The sequence below is a fragment of the Enterobacter sp. UNJFSC 003 genome (assembly GCF_036903355.1).
Classification (GTDB): Bacteria; Pseudomonadota; Gammaproteobacteria; order Enterobacterales; family Enterobacteriaceae; genus Enterobacter.
The window spans coordinates 73,184-90,590 of the sequence record NZ_JBAKHK010000011.1; the positions used below are offsets into that span (position 1 = coordinate 73,184).

Below are 17,407 nucleotides of genomic sequence, written 5' to 3' on the forward strand. Positions count from 1 at the left end.
GCTACACCCCTTTAACATGCAGGGTTATTATTGTGATTGATATCACACTTTATAATCAATGGAGTGATAATACGTTCACTTTGTTTTAACGCCATTGGAACAGGCATACCGACATTGTGGTATTCTGATGATATCCCTCGGAGAAATGAGGGATTAACGCAAATTTTCTTCTTTGCGGTCAAAAAACCACCGCAAAGCTAAAACTACATATGTAAGCAATGTCGAACAAGGAGTGACCCATGCAGGTCAGCAGAAGGCAGTTCTTTAAGATCTGCGCTGGCGGTATGGCAGGCACCACGGCGGCGGCACTGGGCTTTGCGCCCGGCGTAGCGCTGGCGGAAACGCGGCAGTACAAACTGCTGCGTACCCGTGAAACCCGTAATACCTGTACGTACTGTTCCGTCGGCTGTGGGCTGTTGATGTATAGCCTCGGCGACGGCGCGAAAAACGCCAAAGCGTCTATCTTCCACATCGAAGGCGACCCGGATCACCCGGTTAACCGCGGCGCGCTGTGTCCGAAAGGCGCAGGTCTGGTGGACTTTATCCACTCCGATAGCCGCCTGAAATTCCCCGAGTACCGTGCGCCAGGCTCCGATAAATGGCAGCAGATCAGCTGGGAACAGGCATTTGACCGCATCGCAAAACTGATTAAAGAAGACCGCGATGCCAACTTTGTTGCTCAAAACGCCGAAGGCGTTACGGTCAACCGCTGGCTCTCCACCGGGATGCTGTGTGCTTCTGCCTCCAGCAACGAAACCGGTTATTTAACCCAGAAATTTACGCGCGCACTCGGTATGCTCGCGGTCGACAACCAGGCGCGTGTCTGACACGGACCAACGGTAGCAAGTCTTGCTCCAACATTTGGTCGCGGTGCGATGACCAACCACTGGGTCGACATCAAGAACGCCAACCTTATTGTGGTGATGGGCGGTAACGCCGCTGAAGCGCACCCTGTTGGGTTCCGCTGGGCGATGGAAGCCAAAATCCACAACGGTGCGAAACTGATTGTGATCGATCCCCGCTTTACGCGAACTGCGTCAGTGGCGGATTTCTACACCCCTATTCGTTCAGGTACTGACATCACTTTCCTGTCAGGCGTATTGCTATACCTGTTGACCAACGAAAAATATAACCGCGAATACACCGAAGCCTATACCAACGCCAGCCTGATCGTGCGTGAGGATTATCACTTCGAAGATGGCCTGTTCAGCGGTTACGACGCCGAAAAACGCAAGTACGATAAAACCAGCTGGAACTACGAGCTGGATGAGAAAGGCTTTGCGAAGCGCGACACCACGCTGCAACACCCGCGCTGCGTGTGGAACCTGCTGAAAGAGCACGTTTCTCGCTATACGCCGGACGTGGTCGAAAACATCTGTGGGACGCCGAAAGCAGACTTCCTGAAAGTTTGCGAACTGATTGCAGAAACCAGCGCGAAAGACAAAACCGCGTCGTTCCTGTATGCCCTCGGCTGGACGCAACACTCCGTCGGCGCGCAGAACATCCGTACCATGGCGATGGTTCAGCTACTGCTCGGCAACATGGGGATGGCAGGCGGCGGCGTGAACGCCCTGCGCGGCCACTCCAACATTCAGGGTCTGACCGACCTCGGCCTGCTGTCTCAAAGCCTGCCGGGTTATATGAACCTGCCAAGCGAGAAACAGACCGATCTGCAAACCTACCTGACGGCCAGCACGCCAAAACCGCTGCTCGAAGGCCAGGTGAACTACTGGGGCAACTATCCGAAGTTCTTCGTCTCAATGATGAAGGCCTTCTTCGGTGATAAAGCGACGGCTGAAAACAGCTGGGGCTTTGACTGGCTGCCGAAATGGGACAAAGGCTACGACGTTCTGCAGTACTTCGAAATGATGCATCAGGGCCAGGTCAACGGCTATATCTGCCAGGGCTTTAACCCGGTCGCCTCATTCCCGAACAAGAACAAGGTGGTCGCTTCCCTGTCAAAACTGAAGTTCCTGGTAACGATTGACCCGCTCAATACCGAAACCTCAACCTTCTGGCAGAACCACGGTGAATCGAACGACGTCGATCCGTCGAAGATTCAAACCGAAGTGTTCCGTCTGCCGTCTACCTGCTTCGCAGAAGAGAACGGTTCTATTGTGAACTCCGGTCGCTGGCTGCAGTGGCACTGGAAAGGTGCGGACGCCCCGGGCATCGCCATGAACGACGGCGAAATCCTGGCCGGTATCTTCTTGCGCCTGCGTAAGATGTACGCAGCAGAAGGTGGCGCGAATCCGGAACCGGTTCTGAACATGACCTGGAACTACGCGACGCCGGAAAACCCAGCGCCAGAAGAAGTGGCGATGGAAAGCAACGGTAAGGCGCTGGCGGATGTTATCGACCCGGCCACCGGTGCGGTTCTGGCGAAGAAAGGCGATCAGCTCAGCACCTTCGCGCACCTGCGTGACGACGGTACGACGTCGAGCGGCTGTTGGATCTTTGCCGGTAGCTGGACGCCGAAAGGCAACCAGATGGCCAACCGCGATAACGCCGACCCGTCGGGTCTGGGCAATACGCTGGGTTGGGCATGGGCATGGCCGCTTAACCGCCGTATTCTCTATAACCGTGCCTCCGCTGACCCGCAGGGCAACCCGTGGGATCCGAAGCGTCAGCTCCTGAAATGGGACGGCGCGAAATGGGGCGGCGTGGATATTCCGGACTACAGCACGGCTGCACCAGGCAGCGACGTCGGGCCGTTTATCATGCAGCCTGAAGGGATGGGGCGTCTGTTTGCGATCGATAAGATGGCAGAAGGGCCGTTCCCGGAACACTACGAGCCGTTTGAGACGCCGCTGGGGACGAACCCGCTGCACCCGAACGTGGTCTCTAACCCGGCAGCCCGTATCTTCAAGGGCGATTTTGACGCGCTGGGTAAAAAGGACAAGTTCCCATACGTGGGTACCACTTACCGTCTGACCGAGCACTTCCACTACTGGACCAAGCACGCGCTGCTTAATGCCATCGCGCAGCCGGAGCAGTTTGTGGAGATCGGTGAGAAGCTGGCGAACAAGCTCGGCATCGCCCATGGCGACACCGTGAAGGTCTCTTCCAACCGTGGCTATATCAAAGCCAAGGCGGTCGTGACCAAGCGTATTCGCACGCTGAACGTTCACGGTCAGGAAGTGGATACCATCGGCATCCCGATTCACTGGGGTTACGAGGGCGTGGCGAAGAAAGGGTTCATTGCGAACACCCTAACGCCGTTCGTCGGTGATGCGAACACGCAGACGCCGGAGTTTAAGGCCTTCCTCGTGAACGTGGAAAAGGTGTAACGGAGACGACTTATGGCTTATCAATCGCAAGACATTATCCGTCGTTCCGCGACTAACGGTTTCACCCCCGCGCCTCAGGCGCGGGACCACCAGCAGGAAGTGGCGAAGCTTATCGACGTGACCACCTGTATCGGCTGTAAGGCCTGTCAGGTGGCGTGTTCGGAGTGGAACGACCTCCGTGACGAAGTAGGTCACAACGTTGGGGTGTACGACAACCCGGCCGACCTGACCGCCAAATCCTGGACGGTAATGCGTTTCTCGGAAGTAGAGCAGAACGACAAACTGGAATGGCTTATCCGCAAAGACGGCTGTATGCACTGTGCGGATCCGGGCTGCCTGAAGGCGTGTCCGTCAGAAGGCGCTATCATTCAGTATGCCAACGGCATCGTCGACTTCCAGTCCGAACAGTGCATTGGCTGTGGCTACTGCATCGCGGGCTGCCCGTTCGATGTGCCACGCATGAACCCGGAAGACAACCGCGTCTACAAATGTACGCTGTGCGTTGACCGCGTGAATGTCGGCCAGGAACCGGCTTGCGTGAAGACTTGCCCAACCGGTGCTATCCACTTTGGCTCCAAAGAGGATATGAAAACGCTGGCGGCAGAACGCGTGGGTGAGCTGAAAACCCGTGGTTACGACAACGCAGGCCTGTACGATCCGGCCGGTGTTGGCGGTACGCATGTGATGTACGTGCTGCACCACGCCGACAAGCCGAACCTGTACCACGGCCTGCCGGAGAACCCGGAAATCAGCGCGACCGTGAAGTTCTGGAAAGGCATCTGGAAACCGCTGGCAGCGGTAGGTTTTGCTGCCACCTTCGCAGCGAGCATCTTCCACTACGTCGGTGTTGGCCCAAACCGTGCGGAAGAAGAAGACGACAACCTGCATGAAGAGAAAGACGAGGTGCGCAAATGAAAAGACGTGACACCATCGTGCGCTATACCGCGCCGGAACGCATCAACCACTGGGTCACCGCCTTCTGCTTCATGCTGGCGGCGATAAGCGGACTGGGGTTCTTCTTCCCGTCCTTCAACTGGCTGATGCAGATCATGGGGACACCACAGCTGGCGCGTATACTGCACCCGTTTGTTGGCGTCATCATGTTCGCGTCGTTCATCATCATGTTTTTCCGATACTGGCACCATAACCTAATCAATCGGGATGATATCTTTTGGGCGAAGAATATTCGTAAGATCGTCGTCAACGAGGAAGTAGGTGATACCGGGCGTTATAACTTCGGCCAGAAATGCGTATTCTGGGCGGCGATTATCTTCCTGGTCCTGTTGCTGGTCAGCGGCGTGATCATCTGGCGTCCGTATTTTGCGCCTGCTTTCTCAATCCCGGTGATCCGATTCGCGCTGATGCTGCATTCATTTGCCGCAGTGGCGTTAATTGTGGTTATCATGGTGCATATCTACGCCGCCCTTTGGGTGAAAGGCACCATTACCGCGATGGTGGAAGGATGGGTAACCAGTTCGTGGGCGAAGAAGCATCACCCGCGCTGGTACCGTGAAGTCCGCCAGAAACAGGAAAAGTCATCTGAATGAGTATTCGCATAATCCCGCAAGATGAGCTGGGGTCGAGCGAGAAACGCACGGCGGATTATATTCCGCCGTTGTTATTCCCCAGACTCAAGAACCTCTATAACCGCCGCGCAGAGCGTCTGCGCGAGCTGGCAGAGAACAACCCACTGGGCGATTTTTTGCGCTTTGCCGCGCTGGTAGCCCACGCGCAGGAAGTGGTGCTGTATGACCATCCGCTGCAAATGGACCTGACCGCGCGCATCAAAGAAGCGAATGCCCAGGGCAAGCCACCGCTGGACATTCATGTTCTGCCGCGTGACAAGCACTGGCATAAACTGCTGAATTCGCTGATTGCCGAACTCAAGCCCGAGATGAGCGGTACCGCGCTGGCGGTTATTGAGAATCTGGAAAAAGCATCCGAACAAGAGCTTGAAGAGATGGCGAGCGCGTTGTTTGCCTCCGACTTCTCGCTGGTAAGCAGCGACAAAGCGCCGTTTATCTGGGCTGCCCTGTCGCTTTACTGGGCGCAAATGGCAAGCCTGATCCCAGGCAAAGCGCGCGCCGAATACGGTGAAGCCCGCCAGTTCTGTCCGGTGTGCGGCTCAATGCCCGTTTCCAGCATGGTGCAAATTGGTAGCACTCAGGGGCTGCGCTATCTGCACTGCAACCTCTGTGAAACCGAATGGCACGTGGTGCGCATAAAATGCAGCAACTGCGAACAGACCCGCGATCTCAACTACTGGTCGCTGGAAAATGAAGACGCGGCGGTGAAGGCAGAAAGCTGCGGCGACTGCGGCACTTACCTGAAGATTCTGTATCAGGAAAAAGACCCGAAAGTCGAAGCGGTTGCGGACGATCTCGCCTCGCTGATTCTGGACGCCAGGATGGAGCAAGAGGGCTTTGCCCGCAGCTCTATCAACCCGTTCCTGTTCCCGGGTGAAGGGGAGTAGTCTTTATAATTGCCCGGTAAGCCTTTATGGAACCGGGCGAGTTACTGTGAAAGAGCTGAGATAACATGCTGAGGATCGTTGGCAATCGCACGTAGCAGCGCTTTAGCCGGCCCAGTAGGCGAACGTCCCCTGCTCCCAATTACGCAACGTATCAACGCTGACAGAGATGAGATTCGCAAATTTACTCTGTGGTAGCCCGGATGCGTGACGAATTTCTTTAATTTTCATCGCATCGATTTGAAAGGTACGCGATGGCTCACGTTTACCCTCAGCAATTTCGTTCATTTGCGCCATGCTTTGGGTTAGCCGTTCAAACAGCGCCTTATCCATTTACCATCTCTCAATCATCTTTTTCAGAATGGCTTTCTCACTTGCTGACAGGTCATCTTTGATTCCTTTGCGATATATGAGCAGCAGCCTAATTTCAAACTCTCGCGTACGTTGGATCACATCGCCATAATCAGGCTGCGTTTCAATGAATAACATAAATTATACGCCATTGGCTTATATTAGCCCCTGACCTATGTACGTCAATGACGTACTCTTTGTGCGTTACATTATTGGGGTTCAGAGAAATTATCCATCTGTTCCATTGGGTAAAATTGGTTTTTGCGAGCCCCTTTCCAGAGCCGGGATTCACACGATGTTGTGCTTTTCTTCGGCATTAAACCAGGTTATAAGCTGTATATGCATACAGCAAAAAGGATGTAACCATGGCACTGGAAAAGGGTATTGATAAGCTTGTACAGGATTTTATTGCAGCGGGACGACCTTCTTCGCGAGAGCAGAGTATTGATGACCGGAGAGCCGGATATGTAGCCAGCACGGTATTGGCCGGGGAGACAGAAACGCGCGTCCAGGTTGATACGCTTGTTCTTGAGGATATGACCTTTCGGGTATTTTCGCCTCTCAACGCACCCGAAACGCTACCCTCTGCTCTCTACTATCATGGCGGTTGTTTTGTCAGCGGTGGGTTTGAAACCCATGATAACCCGCTTCGCCAACTGGCGTTTTACGGCCATTGCCGGGTCATTATGGTTCAGTACAGACTCGCACCCGAGCATCAGTTCCCCGCTGCGCATGACGATGCAGAGAGAGCGGCAGATCTTGTCTGGAATAATGCAGAAAAATTAGGCGTGGATAAAAACCGGATCACGCTTTGTGGGGACAGTGCGGGAGCGCATCTGGTGCTAGTGACGGCGCTGCGGCTTAAAGCCAAAGGTCGTTGGCAACCTGCACAGCTCATTCTTATCTACCCGATGCTCGACGCCACGGCCAGCTTTGAGAGCTATACGCTCAATGGCAAAGATTACGTTATCACCCGCGATACGCTGCTGAGCGGCTATGAAATGTATCTGGAAGACACCGACCTCCAGCATCCTGAAGCCAGCCCGCTATGGCGAGATGATTTTAGCGGCCTGCCGCCTGTACACATTATTACAGCTGAGTACGATCCGCTATGCGATGAGGGTGAGATGCTGTTTCAGTATCTGACAGAGCAAGGGGTGTCGTGTACCGCACAGCGATGGCTGGGTGTCATTCACGGCTTCTTCCAGCTCGGTGGAATCAGCCAGTCAGCAAGAGACGTGATGGGGGATATCGCCTGGCGGATTCAAACCAACAGGCGATAGCAACGGGGAGATTATTCCTCCTCGTTCCCACCCTCTTCAAACGCGCCGTACGGCTTGGCAGGGAGAACAATGTAAGTTCCTTCAAACACCGCACCCGACGTTTCATCCCCAAACAGCTCAACCTGCATCTGCACGCGGGCTTTACGGCCACGCGCCAGACGGTCCAGGTCGCCTCCCAGGGCGCCAAGGTCGGCAACCGCGCTTGGCTTGCCGCTGATCGGCGCGCTGTAACGAATATGGGCATCGGCCAGAATGATAGTGCCACCAAGATGACGCTCACGCAGCATAAGCCAGATAAGCCCCCAGCCGGTGAGCGTGGCCAGCGAGAACAGGCTGCCAGCAAACAGCGTGTGGTGCGGGTTTTGATTGCCGGTTTCCGGCATGGTGGTAATGAATTTTTGCCCGGTGTACTGTTGAATACGCACTCCCATCTTTTCACTCAAGGGGATGTGCTGATACCAGGCCTGCTGAAGCTGTCCGCACCAGTCGGCACGATGCAAAATGTCATCCAGCGTGGCGATGGGTTTGATCATCAAAAAGTGACGAATCGGCGTGGTTTGCGGGGCGGTAATTTCACCCTGATTTACAAAGCCGAGCTTGGCGAAGAATTCGACGGCATCTTCGCGCGCGCTACAGGTGACGCGCTTAACGCCTTCTTGCCTGGCGACAGATTCCAGGGTCATCGCCATCAGCGTTCCCAGACCTTTATCCTGGACCGAAGGATGGACCGCCATAAAGCGAATAGAGGCTTCGTTATCAGCATTAATATACAGGCGCCCGACGGCGACCAGATTACCCTCTTCATCCACCACCATCTGGTGATGCGCCATTGCGTCCCAGGCATCGCGTTCAGATCCCTTTGGTTGATGTAAGGGTTTGCGCAGCATTTCCCAACGGAATTGGTAGTAGACCTCTAACTCGTCTTCCGTTTGCGGTACTCGAAGGTGATACATAGCTGTACTCTCTCTTGTTACCCGCGGCCGCGCCGCCAGTTGGCTCATACCTGGAGCCAGAATGTGACGGGGCCATCGTTCACCAGCGATACCTGCATATCTGCAGCAAATCGTCCGGTTTGCGTATTCATTTCCTGTTGGCGACAACGCTCAACAAAGTACTCGTAAAGTGCTTCTGCACGATCCGGTGCGGCCCCTCTGGAGAAGCCAGGACGCATTCCGCGCTCGGTGTCCGCGGCTAGCGTAAACTGAGAGACCACCAGCACACTGCCGCCAGCCTGCTGGACGTTGAGGTTCATCTTGCCGTGTTCATCGCTAAAAATGCGATAGCCCAACACGCGCTCGCACAGACGATTCGCTTTTTGTTCGTCGTCATCCTTTTCGACACCTAACAACACCAAAAGTCCTGAGCCAATTTCACCCGTCACCTCATCCTCCACGGTGACGCTGGCACGGGTTACGCGCTGTATCAATGCAATCATGATTGGTCTGCTTCTTGTTGTTTTTCAGCGTCTGCTGCTTTTTTCAGTTCGCGGTATATTCCGAGAGTGACAGTAATTTCAGCACCAAGCAAGACGATACACCAGGTCCAGTAGACCCAGACGAACAAAATGGGGATCACCGCCAGTACCCCGTAAATCAGCTGATACGACGGGAACATGGTGATGTAGAGGGCAAAGCCTTTTTTACCCAGCTCAAAGAGTACCGCCGCCACCAGCGCCCCGACAATCGCATCGCGGTTAGGCACGCGCGTGGTCGGCACAACGCTATAGAGCAGCCAAAATGAGAGCCAGGACAGAATCAGGGGGAAGATACGCAGCACGTTATCAATAACGGTGTTTAAATCACTCGCCCAGCGTAACGAAAGAAGATACGAACTGATCGCAAGACTCGCGCCGGCCAGCAGCGGACCCAGCGTCAAAATCATCCAGTAGACGGCAAAAGAATACACCTTGGGTCGCGCTTTCTTACTACGCCAGATAGTGTTCAACGCGCTATCAATGGCGTACATCAAGAGCAGTGCCGTCACGATGAGGCCGCACGCCCCCACAGCCGTCATCTTGCTGGAGTTAGCAACAAACTGCTCAATGTAGTTCTGTATGATATCGCCTGTCGCAGGGATAAAATTCGCAAAGACAAAATGGCGAAGCTGCAGGCTGACATCCGCAAACATGGGAAAGGCAGAAAAAAGAGCAAAGATAACCGCCACCAGCGGCACTAACGAGAGTAACGACACGTACGCAAGGTTACCCGCCAGTGTCGTCATGTTGTCCTCATCAATGCGCTGCCAGAGCAGCTTCAGCCACGCCCGTAGTGGGCGGGTATGATGCGTCGCTTTTTGATGAACAGTTTTTAGCATAACTGCTTCGCAAAATAGTTCGGTATCGTCTCTTTTCCGGTCACCAGAATTGACGTGATACCTAACTGGTTAGCTCCCTCTATATTATCGGCATTGTCGTCGAAAAAGACCGCATCAGCCGCGGAGAAACCCTCTGCCTGCAGAACCGCCTGATAAATTCGCGCTTCGGGTTTGCGCATCCCCATCTCCTGCGAGAGGTAGATTTTATCCGCAGCCGCACGTACTTCAGGGTACTCCTCAGGCCAGAACGTCGTGTGCAGACGGTTGGTATTCGACAGTACGACCACCCGATGTCCCTGCTCGCGAAGTTTATGCATGATGTCGATCGCTTCCGGTCGTATAGCGACAAATACCGCCTGCCAGCCGTGGGAAAACTGCTCGTAGCTTAACGGGAGATCCATTTCGTGACAGAAACGTTCAGCGAATTCTTCATCGCTGATTTCACCACGCTCGTGCTGATGGAAGGTCTCGCCCATAACGAACTTCTGTTTTAACGTCGCCAGCGGGACACGGCTAAAGTCGCTCCATGCGCCCAGCACTCGATTAAAATCGATATCGACGATTACATTTCCTAAGTCAAAGATATAAAGCATGTTTATTTCCTTTTCGCCGTGGAAAAATAACTGTAGCGGGAAAGACAAGCTTTGGCTATGCGCCAGATTCAGCGTAAAGAAAGGAACGGCCCGAAACGGAGTTGTCGAGCCGTGAAGGCGTTAGCCTGCCTGCTGTTCGTCGCCTGAATGTACCTCGACAACTTCAACTTTGCTGTTTTTGAGGTGAAGCTGCAGCGCAGATCCGGGACGTTCGTCGGTAAAGAGCGCCGTAGACTGCGCCACATTACCAATTTCAACCGCAGCAGAAGCATGGTATTTCGTATGATCGGCCGCCAGTAAAATGTGGCGTGAGTGGGCGATCATAGTTTTCACCACGCTGGCTTCATTGACATCAAACTCCATCATCGCGCCATCTTGCTCAATGGCTCCGATGCTGGTGATCAGATAATCCGCCCGAAAACCGGCAACGAACGCTGTTGCAGCAGGGCCGATAATGCCTCCGTTGTGTGGGCGCAACGTCCCGCCCGGCACCATTACCTCAAACCGCGGATTTTTATAGAGAATATGCGCCACCCGCAGGCTATTGGTGATGATACGCAGGTGGTTATGGTTCAGCAGCGCACGGGCAACGTGCTCTACGGTCGTGCCGATGGTGATGAAAAGCGTCGAACCATCAGGAATATAGTCCGCAATGGCTTCGGCAATTGCCCGTTTTTCTTCGGTCAGGGAAACTTCACGCTGCTCAAATGCGGTGTTAACCACGCTCGATGCCCGACCCGCACCACCGTGATGACGCGTAATGAGCCCCTGCTCGCTCAATTTGCGGATATCCCGGCGCACCGTTTGCGTGGAAACATCCAGCAGGTTCGCCAGTTCATCAATGTTCATGTAGCCACGCTCGGCAATCAGCGTGAGCAGCCGATCGTGTCGCGGATTGCCGGTCAGTTCGGTAAGGTTCATGGGCTGTCCTCTGAAAACCATCACGTTCCGCATTTTATACAAAAAGTGACAAAAAAGAGCGGGTTTGATCACAGTCGGGTATACCCGCACGCCCGCCCGGTTTCGTGCACTTGAGTGCCGCAACGGCATTGGCAAAGCGTACCGCCTCTTTTGACGACGCCTGCTGTGCCAGACTGACCGCCAGCGCACCGTGAAAAACATCACCTGCCCCTGTGGTATCAATCACGTCAACGGCGAATCCAGGTTGATGACATAACGCGTTGTTTTCCAGCCAGAGGCATCCTTCATCCCCTTGGGTGACATATACATGTCCGTTTGTGAGCATTTGTGCTTTTTCAAGTGCCTTTGCAGGATCGTCCACCTGCGTGAGCCGCCGCAGGCCCGGCGCAGAAAAGGCGGCGTGATCGCTCAAGGCAATGAGTTCGGCGATGTCCTGCGGGGTGACATCCGCATCAAGCAAGGTTGGAACACCCTGCTGTCGCGCCAGGCTGAAGGCCTGCTTTGCACCGTTATGCCAGCGCACGTCTGCCAGAACCATATCCCATTGTGAGAAGTCGATATCCCGGAACCAGTCCGCTGTCACAGGAAGATCCGGGCTGGGGTAGTTCACAATGACGCGCTCACCGCTGCCGTCTACCAGCACGGCGGATTGGGAAGAGCGGGCCCCCGGCACGACGAGGGTATACCGCGTATTTACCCCCAAGGACTCCAGCTCCGCGAGCAGCTTTCTGCCGGTATCGTCATCCCCCACCCGGCCAATGAAATCCACTTTCGCCCCCAGTTTCGCCGCCGCCACAGCCGCAGTTGCCGCCGGGCCACCGCCCACTTCTGTAAAATTTTTCGCGACATACTTCCCACCTTCTTTCGGTAAATCATCGAGATACCAGATGCGATCCAGCACGGTAATGCCGACACAAACAATGCGAGTCATGGTGATTCCTTCTGCGTTTTCTGATGCGTTTATTTTAATTTCACAAAATGTTTAAAAAGTGACCCGCGTCAATTTTTTGACCATAAATTACAAATACGATCAAAAACAGACAACAAATACGTTCAAAAACAGACACGATGTGACAGGAGAAACGCATGTCAGCAATTGCCTTTATTGGCCTGGGACAGATGGGCGCGCCCATGGCAAAAAACCTGCTTAAACAGGGCCATCAGCTTCACGTCTTTGATGTGAACCCGCAGGCGGTTCAGACCCTGGTGGAGAGCGGCGCGCAGGCCGCAGCCACGCCTGCACGAGCCGCAACTGACGCTGAATTCGTTATTACCATGCTGCCAAATGGCGATCTCGTGCGCACCGTGTTGTTCGGCGAGCAGGGCATTTGCGAGGGGCTGTCCCGAGACGCGCTGGTGATTGATATGTCCACCATTCACCCTCTGCAAACCGACGCGCTGATCCACGATATGGCTAAGCAGGGATTCAGCATGATGGACGTCCCTGTCGGGCGTACGTCGGATCATGCCATCGCCGGTACGCTACTTCTGCTGGCCGGCGGTACGGCAGAGCAGGTAGCGCGCGCCACGCCGGTATTAATGGCGATGGGCAATGAGCTTATCAACGCAGGCGGACCGGGTATGGGTATCCGGGTGAAGCTTATCAACAACTACATGAGTATCGCCCTGAATGCGCTATCTGCCGAGGCGGCCGTGCTGTGTGAAGCGCTCGGCCTCTCTTTCGATGTGGCGCTGAAGGTCATGAGCGGTACGCCGGCGGGTAAAGGCCACTTCACGACGTCATGGCCGAACAAGGTGTTGAAAGGCGATCTCACCCCCGCGTTCATGATTGACCTTGCGCATAAGGATCTGGGGATCGCGCTGGATGTAGCCAACCAGCTACACGTCCCGATGCCGCTGGGCGCCGCCTCCCGCGAAGTCTATAACCAGGCCCGCGCTGCAGGACGTGGGCGCGAAGACTGGACGGCCATTCTCGAACAGGTTCGCGCATCCGCCGGGCTGAAAAAAATCACATTGATACGAAAGGACTGAGGAATGACGATGTACACCCTGAAAGATATCACCCGACCTTCCGGCGGTTTTGCGATGCTGGCCGTGGACCAGCGCGAAGCGATGCGTCTGATGTTTGCCGCAGCAGGTACACCGGTGCCGGTTACCGATCGGCATCTCACGGATTTTAAAGTTAATGCCGCCAAAATACTCTCCCCATATGCCTCCGCGATCCTTGTCGACGAGCAGTTCTGCTATCGCCAAATCGTCGAGCAACAGGCGGTCGCAAAAAGCTGCGCGATGATTGTGGCGGCAGACGAATTTATTCCAGGAAATGGCATTCCCGTCGACAGCGTTGTGATTGATAAAAATATCGATGCGCAGGCGGTCAAACGCGATGGCGGCAAGGCGCTGAAGCTGCTGGTACTGTGGCGTAGCGATGAAGACCCCCAGCAGCGTCTGGAGATGGTTAACGCGTTCAACCAACTTTGCCATGCCAATGGGCTGCTGAGCATTATCGAGCCGGTGGTTCGCCCACCGCGTCGCGGCGCTGCGTTTAACCGCGAACAGGCCATTATTGATGCGGCAAAAGAGTTGGGTGATAGCGGAGCCGACCTCTACAAAGTAGAAATGCCCTTGTTCGGCAAGGGTTCTCAGCAGGAGTTGCTGGCCGCCTCGCAAAAGCTGAACGACAACATCGCCATGCCGTGGGTGATCCTCTCTTCCGGTGTGGACGATAAATTATTCCCGCGCGCGGTGAGCGTTGCCATGCAGGCAGGTGCATCCGGCTTTTTAGCCGGTCGCGCCGTCTGGTCATCCGTGATTGGTCTGCCCGACACGGAAATGATGCTCCGTGATATTTCTGTACCGAAACTGCAGCGTTTGGGCGAGATTGTCGACGAAATGATGGCTCGCCGTTAAGAAAGGACCCGAACATGAAATGGTTTAACACCCTAAGTCATAACCGCTGGCTCGAACAAGAAACCGACCGCATTCTCGATTTCGGTAAAAATGCTGCCGTGCCAACCGGCTTTGGCTGGCTAGGTAATAACGGGCAGATCCGCAGCGACATGGGGACACATCTGTGGATCACCGCCCGTATGCTGCATGTTTACTCAGTAGCCGCAAACATGGGACGCCCCGGTGCGTACGCGCTGGTAGAGCATGGCATTAATGCCCTGAATGGTCCGCTGTACGATGCCCAACACGGCGGCTGGTACGCCTGCGTCAACGATGAAGGCGTTATTGATGCCTCCAAGCAGGGATATCAACACTTCTTCGTCTTATTGGGCGCAGCGAGCGCCGTTACCACCGGCCATCCGCAGGCTCGCACGCTGCTGGACGATGCCATTGAGGTGATTGAGCGCTACTTCTGGAGCGAACAAGAACAGATGTGCCTGGAATCCTGGGATGAAGCCTTCAGCAAAACCGAAGATTACCGCGGTGGCAATGCCAACATGCATGCCGTAGAAGCCTTTCTGATTGTCTATGACGTGACGCATGACCGTAAGTGGCTAGACCGCGCCCTGCGCATCACCTCGGTGATTATTCACGACGTCGCCCGTAAAGGGGAATACCGCGTTAACGAGCATTTCGATACGAACTGGAACCCGATTCGCGATTACAACATCGATAATCCGGCCCACCGTTTCCGCGCTTACGGCGGCACGCCGGGGCACTGGATTGAGTGGGGCCGCCTGATGCTGCACCTGCGCGCCGCCCTGGAAGCCCGCTTTGAAACACCGCCTGATTGGCTGTTAGAGGACGCCAAAGGGTTGTTCCACGCCACCATTCGCGATGCTTGGGCACCTGACGGGGCAGATGGCTTTGTCTATTCAGTAGGCTGGGACGGGAAGCCTATCGTGCGCGAACGCGTGCGCTGGCCGATTGTCGAGGCGATGGGCACGGCGTATGCGCTCTACACGGTCACCGGCGAAGCACAGTACGAAACCTGGTATCAGACATGGTGGGATTACTGCATCAAGTACCTGATGGATTACGAAAACGGTTCATGGTGGCAGGAGCTGGATACCAACAACGAAGTGACCACCAAAGTTTGGGACGGCAAGCAAGATATTTATCACCTGCTTCACTGCCTGGTGATCCCGCGTTTACCGCTGGCGCCAGGACTTGCCCCCGCAGTCGCTGCCGGATTATTGGACAGCCAGGCCAAATAATAAAAACGGAGTTCGTATGCGTACCCTACATCCCATTAATCTAACGAATAACGATCGGGGGTTCACCCTGAGCTGGCAGGACCGCCTGATACTGTCTCACTCTACCGAGGCTCCGTGCCTGTGGATTGGCGCGGGCGTTGCCGATATCGACATGTTTCGCGGCAATTTTAATATCAAGGACAAACTCAACGAAAAGATTGCGCTGACCGATGCCACCGTCACGCAGCAAAACGGCGGTTGGGCGATTCGCTTTACCCGCGGTGATGCGGTAAGCGCCACTCTGCTGGTCGGTCTCGATAGCGAAGGACGCCTTGAGCTGAAACTGAAAAATGATGCCACCAGCCATAACCGTATCTGGCTGCGGTTTGCAGCTCAGCCTGAGGATCATATCTATGGCTGCGGCGAACAGTTTTCCTATTTCGACCTGCGAGGCAAACCCTTCCCGCTGTGGACCAGCGAGCAGGGCGTTGGCCGTAACAAGCAAACCTACGTGACCTGGCAGGCAGACTGCAAAGAGAACGCAGGCGGTGATTACTACTGGACCTTTTTCCCTCAGCCAACCTTCGTGAGCACGCAGAAGTACTATTGCCACGTCGATAACAGCTGCTACATGAACTTCGACTTCAGCGCCCCGCAATTCCACGAGCTGGCATTCTGGGAAGATAACGCCACGCTGCGCTTCGAATGTGCCGAAACCTATGTTGAGCTGCTGGAAAAGCTGACCGGTTTGCTTGGCCGTCAGCCAGAATTGCCGGATTGGGTCTACGACGGCGTGACGCTAGGGGTCCAGGGCGGTACTGAAGTCTGTCAGCAAAAGCTCGACACCATGCGCCAGGGCGGCGTGAAGGTGAACGGCATCTGGGCGCAGGACTGGTCCGGCATCCGCATGACCTCCTTCGGCAAACGCGTAATGTGGAACTGGAAGTGGAACAGCGAACTGTATCCGCAGCTCGGTGAACGAATTGCGCAGTGGAAGCAGGAAGACGTGCAGTTCCTCTCCTATATCAACCCGTATGTCGCCAGCGATCGTGATTTATGCGAGGAGGCAGCCAGACGCGGCTACCTGACCAAAGACGCAGAAGGTAAGGATTACCACGTCGAGTTCGGCGAGTTCTACGCGGGCGTTATCGATCTGACCAACCCGGAAGCGTACGACTGGTACAAAGACGTCATCAAGAAGAACTTGATCGAGCTGGGCTGCAGTGGCTGGATGGCCGATTTCGGTGAATATCTTCCAACCGATACGTTTCTGCACAACGGTATAAGCGCCGAGATTATGCATAACGCCTGGCCTGTGCTGTGGGCAAAATGTAACTACGAAGCGCTCGAGGAGACCGGCAAGCTCGGGGAAATCCTGTTCTTTATGCGTGCGGGTTACACCGGTAGCCAGAAGCATTCTGTAATGATGTGGGCGGGCGATCAGAACGTCGACTGGAGCCTGGACGACGGTCTGGCATCGGTGGTACCAGCAGCCCTCTCCCTGGCGATGACCGGCCATGGCCTACACCATAGCGACATCGGCGGCTATACCACGCTGTTCGAGATGAAACGCAGTAAAGAGCTCCTACTGCGCTGGTGCGATTTCAGCGCCTTCACGCCGATGATGCGCACCCATGAAGGTAACCGACCTGGCGATAACTGGCAGTTTGACGCTGACGCAGAAACGATATCTCACTTCGCACGCATGACGACGGTTTTTACCACGCTGAAGCCGTATATCAAAGCTGCTGTCGCGCAAAATGCGGCAAGTGGGCTTCCGGTGATGCGTCCGCTGTTTCTCCACTATGAAGACGACGCGCATGCCTACACGCTGAAATATCAGTATCTGTTTGGTCGCGATCTGCTAGTGGCACCGGTGCATGAAGAAGGACGCAGTGACTGGACGCTGTACCTTCCAAAGGACAACTGGGTGAACGCGTGGACGGGTGAAACACACCAGGGCGGTGAAGTCACCGTTGCCGCTCCGCTCGGTAACCCCCCTGTTTTCTATCGCCAGCAAAGCGAGTGGGCAGACCTGTTTGGCACCCTACGCCATATCTGATAAGGCTCGCCCGCGGGG

At 55.0% G+C, this 17,407-nt stretch carries 15 protein-coding genes and 2 pseudogenes; 9 read left to right on the forward strand and 8 right to left on the reverse strand.

Annotated elements, in window-relative coordinates:
• The first annotated feature begins 239 nt into the window (after nucleotides 1-239).
• Genes fdnG through fdhE form a run of 4 tightly spaced genes read left to right on the forward strand, consistent with a single transcriptional unit; the run spans nucleotide 240 to nucleotide 5,763 of the window.
• On the forward strand, nucleotides 240-3,290 hold the full coding sequence (fdnG, locus tag V5P19_RS19360) for a formate dehydrogenase-N subunit alpha (protein WP_334406552.1): 3,051 nt from the start codon (nucleotides 240-242) through the stop codon (nucleotides 3,288-3,290).
• Nucleotides 3,291-3,302: 12 nt separating this feature from the next.
• Nucleotides 3,303-4,205, forward strand: a complete 903-nt coding sequence (fdxH, locus tag V5P19_RS19365; protein WP_014172231.1) for a formate dehydrogenase subunit beta — start codon at nucleotides 3,303-3,305, stop codon at nucleotides 4,203-4,205.
• The gene (gene fdoI / locus V5P19_RS19370) at nucleotides 4,202-4,837 is read left to right on the forward strand and encodes a formate dehydrogenase cytochrome b556 subunit (RefSeq protein WP_096758858.1); all 636 of its coding nucleotides are present in this window, start codon (nucleotides 4,202-4,204) and stop codon (nucleotides 4,835-4,837) included. Before fdxH ends, fdoI begins: the two co-directional genes overlap by 4 nt.
• A complete protein-coding gene (gene fdhE, locus V5P19_RS19375; protein ID WP_334406559.1) occupies nucleotides 4,834-5,763 on the forward strand; it encodes a formate dehydrogenase accessory protein FdhE in 930 nt (309 codons plus the stop codon). Before fdoI ends, fdhE begins: the two co-directional genes overlap by 4 nt.
• Before the next feature lie 41 nt (nucleotides 5,764-5,804).
• On the opposite strand, the pseudogene V5P19_RS19380 reads toward fdhE, so the two are convergent.
• Nucleotides 5,805-6,093, reverse strand: a pseudogene (locus tag V5P19_RS19380) (helix-turn-helix domain-containing protein).
• A pseudogene (locus tag V5P19_RS19385) lies at nucleotides 6,094-6,198 on the reverse strand (type II toxin-antitoxin system RelE/ParE family toxin); the annotation flags it as partial.
• Between the two features lie 278 nt (nucleotides 6,199-6,476).
• Between V5P19_RS19385 and V5P19_RS19390 the strand changes: the two are divergent.
• The gene (locus V5P19_RS19390) at nucleotides 6,477-7,394 is read left to right on the forward strand and encodes an alpha/beta hydrolase (protein WP_334406561.1); all 918 of its coding nucleotides are present in this window, start codon (nucleotides 6,477-6,479) and stop codon (nucleotides 7,392-7,394) included.
• 11 nt (nucleotides 7,395-7,405) lie between these two features.
• On the opposite strand, the gene fabY is transcribed toward V5P19_RS19390, so the two are convergent.
• The 6 genes from fabY to V5P19_RS19420 all read right to left on the reverse strand — a co-directional run bounded on the left by fabY (nucleotide 7,406) and on the right by V5P19_RS19420 (nucleotide 12,152).
• Entirely contained in the window at nucleotides 7,406-8,347 is a 942-nt protein-coding gene (gene fabY, locus V5P19_RS19395; protein WP_334406563.1) for a fatty acid biosynthesis protein FabY, read from the reverse strand.
• Nucleotides 8,348-8,391: 44 nt separating this feature from the next.
• Nucleotides 8,392-8,829 (reverse strand): D-aminoacyl-tRNA deacylase, encoded by a 438-nt coding sequence (gene dtd / locus V5P19_RS19400; RefSeq protein WP_334406565.1) that lies wholly within the window; start codon nucleotides 8,827-8,829, stop codon nucleotides 8,392-8,394.
• Entirely contained in the window at nucleotides 8,826-9,707 is an 882-nt protein-coding gene (locus V5P19_RS19405) for a virulence factor BrkB family protein (RefSeq protein ID WP_334406567.1), read from the reverse strand. Before V5P19_RS19405 ends, dtd begins: the two co-directional genes overlap by 4 nt.
• Nucleotides 9,701-10,300, reverse strand: a complete 600-nt coding sequence (gene yihX, locus V5P19_RS19410) for a glucose-1-phosphatase (protein ID WP_334406569.1) — start codon at nucleotides 10,298-10,300, stop codon at nucleotides 9,701-9,703. The genes V5P19_RS19405 and yihX overlap by 7 nt, the downstream gene beginning before the upstream one ends.
• A gap of 120 nt (nucleotides 10,301-10,420) precedes the next feature.
• Entirely contained in the window at nucleotides 10,421-11,221 is an 801-nt protein-coding gene (locus tag V5P19_RS19415) for a DeoR/GlpR family DNA-binding transcription regulator (RefSeq protein ID WP_334406572.1), read from the reverse strand.
• 34 nt (nucleotides 11,222-11,255) lie between these two features.
• Nucleotides 11,256-12,152 carry a sugar kinase gene (locus V5P19_RS19420; protein ID WP_334406574.1) on the reverse strand — a complete coding sequence of 299 codons (897 nt, stop codon included), beginning with the start codon at nucleotides 12,150-12,152 and terminating at the stop codon, nucleotides 11,256-11,258.
• A gap of 155 nt (nucleotides 12,153-12,307) precedes the next feature.
• On the opposite strand from V5P19_RS19420, the gene yihU reads away from it, so the two are divergent.
• From yihU to V5P19_RS19440, 4 genes are read left to right on the forward strand one after another with little or no spacing between them, the layout of a single operon-like run.
• Nucleotides 12,308-13,213, forward strand: coding sequence for a sulfolactaldehyde 3-reductase (gene yihU / locus V5P19_RS19425; RefSeq protein ID WP_334406576.1), 906 nt, complete (start codon nucleotides 12,308-12,310; stop codon nucleotides 13,211-13,213).
• A 3-nt stretch (nucleotides 13,214-13,216) separates the two neighbouring features.
• Nucleotides 13,217-14,092, forward strand: coding sequence for a sulfofructosephosphate aldolase (gene yihT, locus V5P19_RS19430; protein ID WP_334406578.1), 876 nt, complete (start codon nucleotides 13,217-13,219; stop codon nucleotides 14,090-14,092).
• A 14-nt stretch (nucleotides 14,093-14,106) separates the two neighbouring features.
• On the forward strand, nucleotides 14,107-15,348 hold the full coding sequence (gene yihS, locus V5P19_RS19435) for a sulfoquinovose isomerase (protein ID WP_334406581.1): 1,242 nt from the start codon (nucleotides 14,107-14,109) through the stop codon (nucleotides 15,346-15,348).
• A 16-nt stretch (nucleotides 15,349-15,364) separates the two neighbouring features.
• Nucleotides 15,365-17,389, forward strand: coding sequence for an alpha-glucosidase (locus V5P19_RS19440; RefSeq protein ID WP_334406583.1), 2,025 nt, complete (start codon nucleotides 15,365-15,367; stop codon nucleotides 17,387-17,389).
• Nucleotides 17,390-17,407 lie beyond the last annotated feature (18 nt).

Bases quoted from the DNA above. Each gene is read 5' to 3' on its own strand.
- fdxH (WP_014172231.1), top strand. From the start codon at position 3,303: ATGGCTTATCAATCGCAAGACATTATCCGTCGTTCCGCGACTAACGGT.
- fdoI (WP_096758858.1), top strand. From the start codon at position 4,202: ATGAAAAGACGTGACACCATCGTGCGCTATACCGCGCCGGAACGCATC.
- fdhE (WP_334406559.1), top strand. From the start codon at position 4,834: ATGAGTATTCGCATAATCCCGCAAGATGAGCTGGGGTCGAGCGAGAAA.
- V5P19_RS19390 (WP_334406561.1), top strand. From the start codon at position 6,477: ATGGCACTGGAAAAGGGTATTGATAAGCTTGTACAGGATTTTATTGCA.
- fabY (WP_334406563.1), bottom strand. From the start codon at position 8,347: ATGTATCACCTTCGAGTACCGCAAACGGAAGACGAGTTAGAGGTCTAC.
- dtd (WP_334406565.1), bottom strand. From the start codon at position 8,829: ATGATTGCATTGATACAGCGCGTAACCCGTGCCAGCGTCACCGTGGAG.
- V5P19_RS19405 (WP_334406567.1), bottom strand. From the start codon at position 9,707: ATGCTAAAAACTGTTCATCAAAAAGCGACGCATCATACCCGCCCACTA.
- yihX (WP_334406569.1), bottom strand. From the start codon at position 10,300: ATGCTTTATATCTTTGACTTAGGAAATGTAATCGTCGATATCGATTTT.
- V5P19_RS19415 (WP_334406572.1), bottom strand. From the start codon at position 11,221: ATGAACCTTACCGAACTGACCGGCAATCCGCGACACGATCGGCTGCTC.
- V5P19_RS19420 (WP_334406574.1), bottom strand. From the start codon at position 12,152: ATGACTCGCATTGTTTGTGTCGGCATTACCGTGCTGGATCGCATCTGG.
- yihU (WP_334406576.1), top strand. From the start codon at position 12,308: ATGTCAGCAATTGCCTTTATTGGCCTGGGACAGATGGGCGCGCCCATG.
- yihT (WP_334406578.1), top strand. From the start codon at position 13,217: ATGACGATGTACACCCTGAAAGATATCACCCGACCTTCCGGCGGTTTT.
- yihS (WP_334406581.1), top strand. From the start codon at position 14,107: ATGAAATGGTTTAACACCCTAAGTCATAACCGCTGGCTCGAACAAGAA.
- V5P19_RS19440 (WP_334406583.1), top strand. From the start codon at position 15,365: ATGCGTACCCTACATCCCATTAATCTAACGAATAACGATCGGGGGTTC.